General features: G+C 43.9%; 12 protein-coding genes. 4 read left to right on the forward strand and 8 right to left on the reverse strand.

Going from position 1 to position 15,615, the window contains the following annotated elements:
• Together BN161_RS14315 and BN161_RS14320 are read right to left on the reverse strand one after the other, a co-directional pair.
• On the reverse strand, nt 1-336 hold the full coding sequence (locus BN161_RS14315; protein WP_022208652.1) for a hypothetical protein: 336 nt from the start codon (nt 334-336) through the stop codon (nt 1-3).
• Complete coding sequence (locus BN161_RS14320) at nt 333-641, reverse strand: FtsB family cell division protein (RefSeq protein WP_007211125.1); 309 nt, start codon at nt 639-641, stop codon at nt 333-335. The genes BN161_RS14315 and BN161_RS14320 overlap by 4 nt, the downstream gene beginning before the upstream one ends.
• A gap of 147 nt (nt 642-788) precedes the next feature.
• On the opposite strand from BN161_RS14320, the gene BN161_RS14325 reads away from it, so the two are divergent.
• From BN161_RS14325 to BN161_RS14335, 3 genes are all read left to right on the forward strand, one after another.
• Nucleotides 789-2,636, forward strand: a complete 1,848-nt coding sequence (locus BN161_RS14325) for a DNA polymerase III subunit gamma/tau (protein ID WP_044267345.1) — start codon at nt 789-791, stop codon at nt 2,634-2,636.
• A gap of 100 nt (nt 2,637-2,736) precedes the next feature.
• Complete coding sequence (locus BN161_RS14330; RefSeq protein ID WP_044267348.1) at nt 2,737-4,614, forward strand: tetratricopeptide repeat-containing sensor histidine kinase; 1,878 nt, start codon at nt 2,737-2,739, stop codon at nt 4,612-4,614.
• The gene (locus BN161_RS14335) at nt 4,611-6,560 is read left to right on the forward strand and encodes an ATP-binding protein (protein ID WP_044267350.1); all 1,950 of its coding nucleotides are present in this window, start codon (nt 4,611-4,613) and stop codon (nt 6,558-6,560) included. The genes BN161_RS14330 and BN161_RS14335 overlap by 4 nt, the downstream gene beginning before the upstream one ends.
• 6 nt (nt 6,561-6,566) lie before the next feature.
• Here BN161_RS14335 and porT read toward each other — a convergent pair whose 3' ends face one another.
• The gene (gene porT / locus BN161_RS14340) at nt 6,567-7,268 is read right to left on the reverse strand and encodes a type IX secretion/gliding motility protein PorT/SprT (protein ID WP_025725828.1); all 702 of its coding nucleotides are present in this window, start codon (nt 7,266-7,268) and stop codon (nt 6,567-6,569) included.
• Between the two features lie 173 nt (nt 7,269-7,441).
• On the opposite strand from porT, the gene BN161_RS14345 reads away from it, so the two are divergent.
• Nucleotides 7,442-7,612, forward strand: a complete 171-nt coding sequence (locus BN161_RS14345) for a DUF362 domain-containing protein (RefSeq protein WP_007211130.1) — start codon at nt 7,442-7,444, stop codon at nt 7,610-7,612.
• 70 nt (nt 7,613-7,682) lie between these two features.
• Here the strand turns inward: BN161_RS14345 and BN161_RS14350 are convergent, their stop codons facing one another.
• The 5 genes from BN161_RS14350 to BN161_RS14370 all read right to left on the reverse strand — a co-directional run bounded on the left by BN161_RS14350 (nt 7,683) and on the right by BN161_RS14370 (nt 15,395).
• Nucleotides 7,683-8,753 carry a glycosyl hydrolase gene (locus BN161_RS14350; protein WP_052356294.1) on the reverse strand — a complete coding sequence of 357 codons (1,071 nt, stop codon included), beginning with the start codon at nt 8,751-8,753 and terminating at the stop codon, nt 7,683-7,685.
• Nucleotides 8,754-8,851: 98 nt separating this feature from the next.
• Nucleotides 8,852-9,523: a GDSL-type esterase/lipase family protein gene (locus BN161_RS14355; RefSeq protein WP_044267351.1), complete on the reverse strand. Its 672-nt coding sequence runs from the start codon at nt 9,521-9,523 to the stop codon at nt 8,852-8,854.
• Between the two features lie 119 nt (nt 9,524-9,642).
• Nucleotides 9,643-10,458, reverse strand: a complete 816-nt coding sequence (locus BN161_RS14360; RefSeq protein ID WP_044267386.1) for an alpha/beta hydrolase — start codon at nt 10,456-10,458, stop codon at nt 9,643-9,645.
• Between the two features lie 28 nt (nt 10,459-10,486).
• A complete protein-coding gene (locus tag BN161_RS14365) occupies nt 10,487-12,160 on the reverse strand; it encodes a RagB/SusD family nutrient uptake outer membrane protein (protein WP_044267352.1) in 1,674 nt (557 codons plus the stop codon).
• 22 nt (nt 12,161-12,182) lie between these two features.
• The gene (locus BN161_RS14370; RefSeq protein WP_052356295.1) at nt 12,183-15,395 is read right to left on the reverse strand and encodes a SusC/RagA family TonB-linked outer membrane protein; all 3,213 of its coding nucleotides are present in this window, start codon (nt 15,393-15,395) and stop codon (nt 12,183-12,185) included.
• Nucleotides 15,396-15,615 lie beyond the last annotated feature (220 nt).

The following is a 15,615-nucleotide window of genomic DNA, read 5'->3' on the forward strand; positions in this document are numbered from 1 at the left end:
TTATTCTTTCGCCTCTTCCTGTGGAATACGAATAGCCGTGTACAACTCCAGTACGGCAGCAACCGTCAGACATACAATCCATTCGTTTCCATGAGTAAAGAACATGAATGCACCCGTAAGTACCAGCAGCAACGCACCGAATATTTGTTGGCGACGAAGACGCTTCACATTGGCTCTATTGCTCTTGGAAGGTGAATTGATCTGTGCCAACGCCACCATAGTGGCACCAATCGTATAAACATAGGGAGCAGGCTCCCAACCGGTAATATAGACGGCAGCACCAAACAGCACCATCAAAGCGCCTACAGTAAACAAAGCTGGTATCAGGGATTTCATTTTTCGATGTCTTCTTCAAATACGTAAATATCCTCATTCGGTTTCTTCATCAGGTACTTCTCACGCGCTATGCGTTCGATGGCACCGGAGTCCACAGCCAGTTCGTTCAACCGCTCTGTGTTCTCTTCATATTCTGCCCGGTATTTCTCTATCTCATTATTCAAACGGCTGATTTCATTCGCATAGCCCATGCGGCGCACAATGCTGTTCTCGTCCAGAAAACCGACAATAACCACAAACACCACAAGCGTAATCAGGTATTTACGCCTGCAGACAAAGGCCCAAAGTGTCGCTAATTTATCCATTGATAAACAAATTAAAGAATGAAAGAATTAATTATTAAAGAAGCCCGGGAGAGATTCTTCGCCTACAAAGATAAGAGGAATAACTGAGAAATTCCTTTTTTTTGTGTACATTTGCACAAATTGTAACGGACAAGAATATCCCAAATCATGGAAAACTATATCGTATCGGCACGAAAATACCGCCCTACCACCTTTGAGTCGGTAGTGGGACAACGTGCCCTGACCACTACGCTGAAGAATGCCATTGCCACCGGCAAACTGGCACACGCTTACCTGTTCTGCGGCCCACGCGGCGTGGGAAAAACCACTTGCGCCCGTATTTTCGCCAAGACCATCAACTGTATGACTCCCACGGCTGATGGAGAAGCGTGTAACCAATGCGAATCATGTACGGCATTCAACGAACAGCGTTCATACAATATTCACGAACTGGATGCCGCGTCCAACAACTCCGTAGACGATATCCGCCAGCTGGTAGAGCAGGTACGCATTCCGCCCCAGATAGGTAAATATAAGGTATATATCATCGATGAGGTACACATGTTGTCCGCCTCGGCTTTCAATGCTTTCCTGAAAACGCTGGAAGAACCGCCTCGCCACGCCATCTTCATTCTGGCTACTACGGAGAAGCATAAGATTTTGCCAACCATCCTTTCCCGCTGCCAAATCTATGATTTTAACCGTATCGGTGTGGAAGACACCGTTGCCCATCTGGCATACGTAGCGTCAAAGGAAGGAATTACCGCCGAACCGGAAGCACTGAATGTGATTGCCCTGAAAGCTGATGGTGGTATGCGTGATGCCTTGTCTATCTTCGACCAAGTGGTCAGCTTTACCGGCGGACACATCAGCTATAAGAGCGTAATCGAGAACTTGAATGTACTGGACTACGAATATTATTTCCGACTGACAGATCATTTTCTGGCAAACCAGGTCAGCGATGCTTTACTGCTGCTGAATGATGTGCTGAATAAAGGATTCGATGCCAGCCATTTTGTAACAGGACTGTCTTCTCACTTCCGCGACCTGTTGGTAAGCAAAGACCCCGCCACACTGGCATTGCTCGAAGTAGGTGCCAGCATTCGCGAACGTTACCAGTCTCAGGCACAGAAGTGCCCGTTGCCCTTCCTTTACCGGGCTATGAAGCTCTGCAACGATTGTGATCTGAACTACCGTGCCAGCAAAAATAAGCGCCTGCTGGTGGAACTGACTCTGATTCAGGTAGCCCAGCTTACCGCCGAGGGGGACGATGCAGGCGGTGGGCGTGGCCCTAAACAATCTATCAAACCCATATTCTCGCAGCCTGCCGCCGCTCAGCAGCCACAGGCCGCAAATGCTATGCCCCAACAGCAGGCTACAACCGCTGCTCCGGCACAGCCCCGACCTGTACAACAAGCTCCCGCAGCCCAGGCTGCCCCTCTCTCGCCGGAAGTTCAGCAAGCTTTTAGCTCGCAGACCACCATGCGCCCCACTCCTACTGCCGTATTGATGGCGCAAGGAAAAGAGGAAAAGAAAATACCGGTCATGAAAATGTCCGGTCTGGGTGTTTCCATCAAGCATCCGCGGGCAGACGAAGAGCAACAGAAACGTACTGTTTCCACCGTTCAGCAGAATGCACAACCCGAAGAAGATTTCATCTTCAACGAAAAGGACGTGAACTACTATTGGCAGGAATATGCCGGTCGCTTGCCACAGGAGCAGACTGCTCTTGCCAAACGTATGCAAGTAATCCGCCTGACCATGCTGGATACGACTACCTTTGAAGTTGTTGTAGAAAATGACATTGCAGCCAAAGAGTTTACCGACCTGATTCCTACCTTACAAGGTTACTTACGTAAACGGCTGAAAAACAGTAAGGCCACCATGACCGTCCGTGTCAGTGCCCCCACTGAAAAGGTACGTGCTTACAGCCGTGTAGAGAAATTTCAACTGATGGCTCAAAAGAACAATGCACTGTTACAACTGAAAGATGAGTTCGGTCTGGAGCTTTATTGATAATCATAAGTAAAAGATTGCATTATTTATTCAATAAATAATTTTGTTTTTTTAGTTTTATCACTACATTTGCGAATAAACTAATAAAATATCTTCTACTTTGAGAAAGATTGCTATTATATCGGCAGTGGCTACTATTTTGCTCTTTTCCTTTGCGACGAGAACATACGCTACTCGTACAGACAATGAACATTTGTCTGCATTGCAATCACTTATCAGCAGAGAAATTCCTTACGATGCCAACACACCGATAGACAGCATTATCTCCTGGACAAATCAACTGGCTCCTACTCTGAAATTTCCCCGGACAGAAGAATCCTATTTCACCTTACTGTTATGGCAAGTAAGTGCATACATCATGCGAGGCGACCTCAGTCTGGCAGTAGACCGGGCACGGTATATGTACGAAAGTGCCAAAGATATGAACTCCAACTTCGGTATTGCCCTTGCCAATCAAGCCATCGGTCAGGCATATACTGCCTCTTACATACAGGACAAGGCGTTAAGTTCCTATCTGGATGCCTTGCACCACTTATCCCCGAATAATCCGCAAACTTATCGGCTCCTGGTGAAAATCTCCACTCTTTTGCAACAGATGAACCGACTGGAAGAGGCCATGACGTATGTAAATCCCCTGAACCAGCTTCTGGAACAGCAGCCCGAACATCCGCTCGCCATTCCCATACTCATAGAAAATGCTACTTACTATATTTCCTCGGGAGATCAGCAAACTGCGCTCCGATATCTGCAAAAGGCAGATTCCATATACCAAAACCATACTCACGAACCGGCCCATGGGTTCTCCATCGACTATTATACAGCAGCCTGCTACCGTGCATTGGCAGCAGATGATCATGACAAGCAAAAAGCAGACGAAGCACTTGCCCTTTACAATAAACTGCTCGAACTGGTTTCCGGCAACAAACGTTCCCTGGAGTATCGCTCGATTTCTGCCGAAAAGATATATTTGTATAAATTACTGGGGCGCTTTGATGAGGCTTGCCGGATCTATCAGGAGTTATATACCGTTACTGACACCCTCGCTTCGAAAAGTTACATCCGCCAGATAAATGCATTGAAAGCAACCTATCAGATAGATGAACTGGAACTGGGGAATAAAGCACAGGAAAACAGAATTGTACTTGCTTCCATCTTCATCGGACTTGGATTATTGGCTTTCATCTCCATATTAGCCGTATGGCAAAGAAAACAGAAAAAGAAAGTGGCACTATCCAAGAGGAATCTGGAGCAGTCCCGGTGGAACGCAGAGAGTGCAACGCGCGCAAAAAGTGTATTCTTGTCGAATATGAGCCATGAGATACGTACTCCCCTCAATGCTTTATCCGGTTTTTCTGCACTGCTGACCGAAGAAGGGCTGGATGACGCCACCCGACTACAATGTACTGAGATTATTCAACAGAACTCTGAACTTCTATTGAAGCTGATAAATGATGTGATTGACCTGTCGAGCCTGGAATTCGGTAAGATGCAGTTCTCTATTGGAGAACATGATGCAGTAGCTATCTGTAGAAATGTTACTGACACAGTGGGTAAAGTAAAACAAACACAGGCGGAACTGCTGTTTGTAACCTCACTGGAAGAATTGAAAATAGAAACAGATGATTCTCGGTTACAGCAAGTGTTGATAAACCTGCTGATAAATGCAACTAAGTTCACAGCAGAAGGTGCCATCACACTGAAACTGGAAAAAGATTCGGATGACATGGCTCTATTCTCCGTTACAGACACCGGTTGCGGTATCCCGAAAGAAAAACAAGCTCATATATTTCAACGTTTCGAAAAGTTGGATGAGAACGCACAAGGAAGCGGACTCGGATTGTCTATCTGCCAGCTAATTATAGAGCATATAGGAGGCAGGATATGGATTGATCCGGACTATGACGAAGGTTCCCGTTTCTTATTTACACACCCCATACGCCAGACAAAAGGCACACAAAAAAAGGAGGGTCGCGCATGATAAAGCGTCTGATTATAGCACTGGCATTAGGCACTGGAATTTTATTCACCGCCAATGCCCAAAATAGCGCCGTTAAAGACAGCCTATTGCGCATTTACGTCACTGCGCCGCACGACTCTATGCGCCTGGATGTACTGCATGACATCGCCCGCCTGGACCAGCAGACACCGGTATTCCTCTATTATGAGAATAAATTGCTGCAAGAGGCTACGGAGCAAAACAACCTGCGTTATCAGAGTCTTGCCACCTATGAGCATATCATCTACTTTTTCAATAAACTGGATCTGAAACGCGTAACACAGTGGATGAACAGAATGGAAGTTCTGGCAGAGAAGCATAATTATTACAATGATTACTTCAAAGCCAAGAAGTTACAGATTGAAATGTATACAATCAACCAGCAGATAGAACTTGCCATCCATGAGGCGAACATCATGTATGATAAAGCTAAAAAACTGAATGACAGCAATGGTATGCGGGAAGCCTGTCTATGCCTCATGACCAGCTACATTGCCACACTACGTTACGAAGATGGTGCAAAGGCCTTGGAAGAAGCATTCCATCTAATGAGTCCGCAAGACAGACCTATGGATAAAATAAATCTGTTGTCGAAGGCTGTGCTGGCTTATTCATTCCTGCATAATAATGAAAAAATGTATGCTTCGCTGGAACAGATGAAAGTAGCGATACAAGACTTAATAACCGCCACACCGGCACTCAAGAATGCATACTCAGCCCTATATATGGGAATGGAAACTCAATACGCCCTTTACTATGTCCGCACGGGAAACCTCAAGAAAGCCTGGGAACACCTGCAAAAAGCAGATGAATATGAGACCCCTAACACCTTCCTGCCGTACAGAGTATCCCGTCTGCAAGCTTATGCAGAATATTATCGTGCCCGAAAAGAATACGAAAAAGCCTTGGAATCATTGGATAATGCCATTACCCTGACACTTCAGATGTCTTTCCCGGATGCCATACTATATATGGCTATGAAAGCAGATATTCTAGTGGATATGGGGCATCCGGAGGTTGCTATCAACATCTACAAGAAAGTAATGCGTGATAAGGACTCTCTATACCGAGGGTTGTCTAACGCGCAAATGGAGCAAATACAGAGCTTGTACAATATGGATAAGCTGGTGCTGAAACGAGAACAGCAACAAGAAAAGATACATTATTTTGTATTGATCGTTATCGGGATTGCCCTGCTGGCACTGATCGCTTTCGTTATCCACATGTACTTCAGCAGAAAAAGATTGCAGAAAGACGAGAAAGAAGTAGCCCGTCTGAGTGAAATAGCTGAGGAAGCGAATGAAGTAAAGAGCCGCTTCCTTGCAAACATGAGTTACAATATCCGTATTCCACTGAATAATGTGGTAGGTTTTTCACAGTTACTCTCTACTGATATGGGATTGGATGATAAAGAAAAACTGGAGTATTCTGAAATCATTCAGGCAAATTCTACTGATTTGATTCAACTGGTGAACGATGTACTCGACCTCTCACGACTGGAAGCTAAAATGATGAAATTCCAGATACAGGATTGCGAAATGCGGGAAATATGCAACGACCTGATATATATGGCCCGGAGAGACAGTAACGGACATATACATGCCGAACTGGAAAGTGATGTGGAACACCAGATGCTTAGAATGGACGCCAACCGCTTCAACCAAGCTGTATTGAGTATGCTGATTTATCCTGTACCTAACGATACCGATCGTGAAGTGAAGATGCAACTGAGCAAAGACGAAGAAAATCAATTACTGATATTCCGTATCACAAACAGCCCGTTAGTTGATCCTGCATTCGCCTCCCAGCAAGTTTCCATACGACTAAAAATCAATCAATTGTTGTTTGAACATTTTGGTGGTAGCTTTATGGTAAGTGAAAGTGCCGAGGATGGCTATCCCATCACTTTTAGTATTGCTACTCTGTAGTGAATCTTATTCAAAATAAAAAGTGAGTACAATCATTCGGGAAGTAATTTTGTCGACTGACTGCGTGAACTTCAATAATGATTGGTCCGTAAGATCTTTACGGTCTTTCTTTATAAGGTTTGCCAGTCCGAAACAGAACTTCAGTTCCGGGATTAACTTGAAATAAGGCAGATAAAAATCACACCCCAACCCTACTTCTACATAACAATCGAAAGGCTTTACCAATAAGGCCCCCTGCTTCTTCACACTGAAATCATACGTAGGAGCAATACCTGCCACCAGATAAGGACGGTAATTATTAAAACGTTCAGCAGAAAACTTCAAATCTACCGGTACAGAAAGATAGGCGGATTTCATCGACTGCGAATGTTCTTCACCACTGGCTTGCTCGCGGAATACTACTTTCTTATCCCCGAAATGTAATGTCGGGACGAGACGCAAGGAAAGAAACTGATTCAAATAAAGTTCGCCCAGTACTCCGACCGTAAATCCGGGAGAATATTCAGGCACATCGGCAAACCAACTCTGACCATCTTCCGTCACATATCCGGTATTCACCAATTTATAGTCCTGCACATGGATACCTGCCAAAAAACCATAGTGCCACCTCCGTTGATCGATATACGGACGGTTCTGTACCTTCCGCTTCTGTGCCGAGGCACCAAAAGCAAGGAGTAAAGTAAGGATTATCAGACAAATGCGCTTCACATTCTTAAAACGCTGAAAGTGACATTTTATTGCACTTTCCTCCGGTTTTCTTCCCATTATTATTTAGACAAGGTACAAATTAAGGGAATTTAAACAGGTTTGATAACAACTAATCAAGAAAACCATTATTTTTGCCGAACTAATTAGTACTAATAATTTAAAATCTAAAGAAAATGGCTTACGTAATTAATGACAGTTGTGTTGCTTGTGGTACTTGTATTGACGAATGTCCGGTAGGAGCTATCTCAGAAGGTGATATCTACGCTATCGACCCTGAAACTTGCACAGATTGTGGTACTTGTGCTGATGTTTGTCCGTCTGAAGCAATTCACCCGGCAGAATAATAAGGTTTCTCTTTAAGAGATCAAAGCCTCGACTTCTTACGAATCCGAGGCTTTCCTTTTCTACAACAACCTATTTCAACGAAGGCATCCTGTCGCGAGTTATCACAAAACTCTGGTTCACCGCATCTACCCACCATGACTTATCGGCATGTCTGTGTGCTGTTCCCATAAAGTCCTCCGAATGCAAATCATGCGTCAACGAACGGCAGTACCATGGCATGAACCATGCCCACCGTGCTCCCGACTGCCATTGTTCACTCATTGTAGATACTTTGCCGCACTCACTCAACGCCACCAATTTACCGGGATATTCATTGCTCAAGCGCTGATAACTGTTTGCTATCTCTTCGTTCGTCTTGTTATAAGAATCCCTCCCCACTATATCAACATAAGTATCCCCCGGATACCAATCCATATCTCCCTCTTCACTGGTCCAAACCCAAATAAGATTATTCAAGCCCTTTTTCTGAAATGTATCAAACATCAGCTTCCACAATGCTTTATAAGCCTCAGGTCCATTCACTCCCCACCAGAACCATCCTCCGGAAGCCTCATGCAACGGCCGCCAGATGACAGGTATATCCTTCTCCTTCAGCAAGAGCAAACAATCCGCCACTTTATCCATATCCGCTTTTACTACTTGATTCTCATAAGTGCCTTCTTGAACAGCCTTTGAAATATCGAAAGTCGTCAGCCGTCTGTCCTTCATGTTACCAGCATAAAAAGCATACTCCTTGCTGCCTTGTTCTACCGGAACATTCCAATGCCAAACGAGTGCAACCAAACCATTGCATTTCCACCATTGTTCCAATACACTGACATCTTCATAATTCGGGCGATTGGTCGTTGAATGCAAATGCAGATAGTCAAAACAGTTCATTGCCGGGTACTTGCCAGTATGCTGATGCACCCACTCTGCTTCATTCGTATTCCAGTCAACAGTTGCCATTGTAGCAGAAAGCATGTTCTTCCCCACATTCTTCCTCAGAAACTCAAAGACCTTGACAGCTTGCCTGGAAGCATCAGGAGTACACAAAGGAACTGCCTTTGAATGATTGCCGTCATCTCGTTTACCATTTTGAAAGGTTGTCAGCATTGCTGCTATCAGCAAAAAAGACACTATTGGTTTCCAAAGTTTCATATTTTTCCTTCTTTATCTAAATATTATTTCAGTACCAGCAAAAGATGCGGCCAGTCTCCATCATATATTTTCTGTATATCACCAGCACAATCTATTTATTACTGAATTAGATAAGGTTCTATTACCTCAGCAAACCTCTCATAAGCAAGTTTACTGGGATGCAGTCTGTCACTGATATAATATTTTTCAGGTAGTTTTCCATTTTTATCATAAAGACAAGATGTTATATCAACATAAGTAACCTGCTGACTATTTTTATAAAAATTCAATACCAACTCATTCACCTTTTTTTCTTTTGGAATCCAATCAGGCATGGAGGGTGACGGATGGAAGGAAAGAAAAAGAATAGGAACACCTGGCAGATGAATATCCATCAAACGGCAAAAACACTTGATATCTTCAAAAACGCGCTCAATAGAAACACCGCCATAAAGATCATTAGCACCGCAAAGCAAAACTATCTGTGCCGGTTTGTAGGCCACTACCAAGCGTTGGTAGTGATACAAATAGTCACTAATCCACGAACCACCGTATGCACGATTCAACACTCTATGATTTGGGAAATAGTCATTAATATTTTCCCACATTCCAAGTGAAGAGCTACCGATAAAAAGTATGCTACCCGACTTTGGAAAACTTTTTTCATCCAAACTATAGTAATAGTCCAATTGCTCTTTGTAAGCATTTGCTCTGAAATACACAGAGTCCTGGGCTTTCACCATACTATACGCAAGCAGTAGAAAACAAATGATTAAAATATTCTTCTTCATTCTCTTTACATTTTATTTATATTGTCAATACATGTCGGTATATCCTAATATTGCTACTGTTCTAAACTTTATCTAGCAAATTATCAAGCAAATACGTCTAGTCTCCATTACAGAAGCATTCACTCGTGGGGCTTGCCCAATATCCTCTTAACATGTTGTTGCAGGATATAAAACGCCGGTTCTCCCATCGGTCCATGACCATGGCCTCCTATCTCATATAAATAAGTTTCTTTATGACCGACCAATTTCATCATCCGCCACATATAAGCATTCTCTTCATACCGCCCGAAAAGTTCCAATTCGCGGTCACCAGTTATGAGAACCAAAGGAGGAGCATCTTTGCGGACATGAAACAGAGGCGCATACTCATCAATAGTAGGCTGCAAATTGTCTATCCCCTTCATTTTCCGATAAGAAAAATGGCTGACTACCTGTCCGCTGAAAGGAATCAATCCGGCAATAGAATCGGCATCCACTTGATACTTGTTCAGCCATTTCTTATCCAATCCAATCATGGCAGTCAAGTATCCTCCTGCCGAATGCCCTGAAATGAATATCTTGCTTTTACTTCCTCCATACTTCTCCACCTCCCGAAAAGTCCAAGCCACAGCCGCCGCCGCATCGTTCAGACAGGTATCAATCGTAACATTGGGCAGCAGACGATAATTGACTGCCACAACTACCAACCCCACATTTTTCAACTTCCAAGGGATGGATTTATTTCCACTGGTCAGCCCCCCTCCATGAAACCAAACAACGGTGGGACAGTCTTTTAGATTTTCCGGATAATAGATATCCAGTTTACAGCGCTCTTTCGCATAGCTTTCTTCCGAAGAAGAATAAGGTACATTCTTTACTTCCTTGTATGTGATTTCCTGAGCAAAGACGTCTAGGAAAGCCAGTAATAAGGATAATGTCAAACAAATCTTTTTCATTCTAATTTTATTTATTCCTTCAAAATAATCAATATCCGTAATTATTCCCACCCAACAACTTGTTTTCTGCTACTTCGGCAGCAGGAATGGCATAAAGGAGGTTTTTCTTTGAACGGACGGTAGAACGGTTAGCATTGCCGCAAACAACAGATTGCGTTTCGTTCATCACATCCAGATACAGTCCCCAACGCAACAAATCAAATTTCCGGTTAAACTCCTGGCAAAGCTCCAACCCACGTTCTTTCAACACCAAGCTGCGGGCTTCTATTTTATCGGTCACCTTACCGGCATACAGTGTTTCGGCTTTAGCACGTTTTCTGATTACATCCACATCTTCCATGGCAGCTTCGATGTCATCCAATTCAACTTCTGCCTCTGCACGAAGTAAATAAGCCTCAGCAAACCGGATTAATATAACATCTTGGTCTTGTGCCGTTGCCTGTCGTGCTGAGAAAAACGAGGGATTGGCAATATCACCGTTGTAATGCTTGGTAAGGCAAGCTACACCATATTGATAAGTACTGTTGAAATCCGGACGGAAAGCTTTTAGATTTTCCGGCAGATTGTCTGCATTATACACATCGGAGTTGGAGGGGAAAGAAACCCACTTCTGGGTGGCACCGTAAGCGGTCTGATAGTAGTGCCATACTCCGTGAACGATGCGGTCGTCGACCGTATCATATTGTTCGTACAGATTGGGAGCCATATAAATCCATGCGCCTGCACCTCCATAAGGAGCCGGATTGTGATAATAGTGTAAATAACTGTTGTTAAAGTCCGTATCACCTCCATTGGCAGATGCGCCCCATACAAATTCCTTGTTCCTACGGTTATTGCTTCCCCAAAGACTCAGATAGTCCGTTGCCAAGTCATAATCCGTTCCTCTACGAGCAATTACCATGTCACACAGTTCTTTAGCTCTGCCATAACACTGCTTGGCATTGATATTGGCTGTACCTTCTACCGCCGCACAATTAAATTTCTTTTGTTCACCTTTAATATCCACTATTATTTCCACACCACCATTGGACAGTGCAGCCGATCCCATTGTGCAGTAAACGCGTGCCAATAACAGAGCAGCTGCAGTTTTATCCGCATGTCCCCATGCACCAACATTGCCTTCGGAGTTGTAGTACATATATTCAAGGGCAGTTTCCAGATCTGCTGTAATCTGCCTATAAACATCCTCTACAGAAGAACGCGGACAGTTGAGCTCTGTTTCAGCCATCAGCCTCAACGGAACAGCACCATACATTCTCACCAAATGGAAATAGGCAAACGCTCTAAGAAAAAGAGTTTCTCCATAAAGCTGCCGGATAGCGGCTTGTTCCGTGTAGGCATTGGAACTTTCAAATGATTCTTTTGCCTTATTGGCCCGGTTTATCATTCGGTAGAACACACTCCACAAATCATTATTGGTATTGTAGGCATAGTGCCCTGTAATGTCTCCGCTACCGGCAGAACTAAGCACCCAACCCGGTGCAGCACAATGGTCGTGGTCCTGATCTATCCATGCCTCATAAGTCTGCTCCATGCACCAGTTATCCCAAAAGATGGCATAAATTCCGGTTACCAATTGTTCGGCTCCTTTCTCACTTTGAGCCAGTTGTTCAGAGGTGATGGAGTAAGGATGTTCGTCTAAGGAGCAACTTGCGACAAAGAATGTGGCAAGAACTAATATCATCATTTGTATCTTTTTCATACTTCTATTTCTTTTTTATAAATTAGAAAACAACATTAAGACCGAATGTAAAGCTGCGTTGCTGAGGATAGGCACCAGAGTCAATGCCTCTCAGCGAAGGTGTAGAGCCAAAAGAGTTGACTTCCGGATCATATCCCTTATAGCTTGTAAAAGTCAGCAGATTATTTCCAGTAGCACTGAACCGGATACTGTTGATGTGCGGCAACGGATTCTTGACAGTATAGCCAATGGACAAGGAACGAAGTTTCAGGTAAGAACCGTCATCCAAGTATAGTCTGGAAAAGCGAATGTCCCTTCCTGTATAATAGAAATTTTTAGGTGCCACTGCAGTCTGCGGATTGACACTCCATGACTGCTCATAGACGTAGTAGGGCTTATTCTGTGTAGTACCTACATCATAAAAACGGAGCGAGTTCATGTTGAATATGTCATTTCCCTCTACTCCCTGAAACAATATGCTGAAGTCAAGGTTCTTCCAATTCAAGTCGAGACTAAAACCATAATAGAAGTCTGGATTGGCATCACCTATCCAGTCCTGGTCCTTGTCAGTGATAAATCCGTCTCCATCCAAGTCCTTATACTTGATTTCTCCTACCCAGTCGCGGCGTATGATTTCTTCTGCCGCCGCATCCGAGCTGTCTGCCTTATAGTTAGGATATTGAGTCTTGAATTGATGGCTGTTGACAACCTCGTCTCGCGACTGCCAGATACCATCATGTGTCCACCCATAGAAAGCCCCGATGGAGTGACCATCAGCAAGAGCATAAGGACGCATACTGTTATAGATGGAATTGGGAAACATCGGTTCTTTCCCAAAGTCACAGATTTCATTCTTGTTGAACGAAATATTTCCTCCGAATGTCAACGAGAAGTCTTTGCTCTGAATGGCAAACACTTTCATGTTGGCTTCAAATCCCTTATTAATAACCGAACCACTGTTGGAGAGTATCTGTTCGATACCGGTACTGGAAGGTGTCTGCTTATACTGCAGTAAATCCGTTGTTTTCTTGTAATAATAATCAAATTCTAGAGATACCCGTTTGAAGAGCATCAGTTCCAAGCCTGCATCATGCTGCCAAGTGGTTTCCCATGTCAGGTCTTTATTACCCGGATTATAAGTATTCGTAGCATAACCGTTCTCAATGTTCGAACCGAAAGGATAGTTGGCAGCCGCCATGATGGCAAAAGTCTGATAAGAACTGATGGCCTGATTACCAGAGGAACCGTAGCTATAACGCAATTTCACGTTACTCAGCACCTCAGACAGTCCTTTCATGAATTTTTCTTCGGACAAGCGGTAAGAAACACCAATGGAGGGAAAAAAAGCAGCCCGCTTCCCTTTGGCGAACTTACTCGAAGCATCATTACGTGCCGTAAAGGTAAGGTAATACTTACCAGCATAGTTATAAGCTAAACGTCCAATGAGAGAGAATAGTTGGGAATCTCCTTTACCGGAAGAGACTGAGGTCATTGTACCTGCATCCTGCAAAAGCCACCCTTCTGTATCGTCGGTACCAAATCCCTGCACAGTAATTGCCTTGTTGTAATAGCTTGACTCTTCCCATGACGTGCCCACCGTGGCACTGACGTTGTGCTTCCGGTTGAATGTTTTGTTGTACATAAGCAGGTTATCAAACAGTAAGGAGGTGCGCCAATTGTCGCCAGCATTGGATTTTCCTCCGATACCTTTTCCTTCTGCCAGGTAGCTGGGCCAATACTTGTTAGCATCGTTGCGCGTATAGTTATATCCCAATACAGACCGGAAAATCAAGCCATCCATCAGCGTTATGTTCAGATAGTTCGATGTTCTGAATGTCATGTTCTTATTTTCGTTCAGCGCATTGATGTAACGAGTCGGCACTGCTACCATACTATATTCATTGTCCAAGTCCTCTTGCGTCTGTGAAGCAGGATAGGTGAGGGCCGAACGGATTACTCCTTCCGTACCGTTATTCTGATTATTAGTCGCCGTCTTCAATACATTCGAGTTGGCAAATGTGCCCGATACAGACGTACCGAACTTAAGCCACGACTTTATCTGTTTATTCAGGTTAGCTTTCATTGTGTAGCGGGAGTAGTCTGAACCATTTATAATACCTTCCTGATTCAGATAACCTCCACTTACAGAGTAGTCGAACCCTTGTGATTGACCGGAAATATTTAAATTCAAGTCATGCGTCAAGCCCGACCTGAATATCTGGTCCTGCCAGTAGTACGGATCGTTGTCAAAATCATCCGGACCTTTCAAATAAGTTCCCTCACTGTTTGTTGTGCCGGGAAAAGGCAAATCCGTCTGTACCCATTCAAAGTTGGAGACTTCTTGGGTATTGATATAGGAAAGGTTTCTGTATTCAGCGTAGTCTTTGGCACCCAATACTTTTATCTTTTTGGCTACATGGCTGCTTGTCAGTTTATAGGACAGTGAAACTTGATCTTTTACACCCAGTCCACTGCCGCTTTTTGTAGTAATCAGAACTACACCGTTAGCACCGCGCGAACCATAGATAGCAGTAGCTGATGCATCTTTCAGAATCTCAATGGAAGCGATGTCATTGGGGTTCAGTGAAGAAAGTGCATTGCTATAGTTTGGTGAACTTGAGTCGAAATTAATGGTATCGTCATTGCTGTCAGAAATAGGCACTCCGTCAATCACATACAAAGGCTCTGTAGAACCTTGGAAAGAGTTCGTTCCACGAATCTGAATACTGATGCCACCGCCCGGAGCACCATCATTGGACACCACATTCACACCTGTCAGTCGACCTTGCAAGCCTTTTTCTAAACTCACCGGAGAACTTTTCAATAGTTCCTCGCTTTTCACTTGTGCCACCGAACCAGTAAGGTCACTCTTCTTCACAAAGCCGTAACCCACCACCACCACTTCATCCAAGGTTTGACTGTCTTCTTTTAAGATAATCCTCATATCGGAAGCGGCTTTCACGTTTTGCGACAAATAGCCAATAAAAGAGATGGTCAACGACGTACCTACCGGACAATCTATCGCAAACCGTCCGTCCAAATCAGTAATTACACCATTAGCTGTACCCTTTTGCAAAATGTTGGCTCCTATCACTGGCTCTCCATTTTGATCGACAACGATACCCGTTATCTTCTTATTCTGTTGCACCATCTCTATCGTAGAGTTTGCAACAACTCGCATCGGAGGCACTCCGACTAAAAGAAGAGCCATACAGGTTCCTCCAACCCAAAGAGTTTTTTTAGAAATGCTTTTCATGTTTTTGTTTTTAGTTATAAAATCTATTATCAAAGGTCCTTAAAAACACTTGTATGAACAGGCTTCCGCCCTTTCGCCCACAAAAGTAAGGATATCATCCACAAGTTTACTTCCCATTTGAATATCCGACTATCCTATTTGTGTCTGTACCCAAAACGGAAGTCTTTTTACCCAAAAGGGAAGCCCGTATATGCTTCCCAACTCACAGAAATACCTATCT

The sequence above is a fragment of the Bacteroides timonensis genome (assembly GCF_000513195.1).
Classification (GTDB): domain Bacteria; phylum Bacteroidota; class Bacteroidia; order Bacteroidales; family Bacteroidaceae; genus Bacteroides; species Bacteroides timonensis.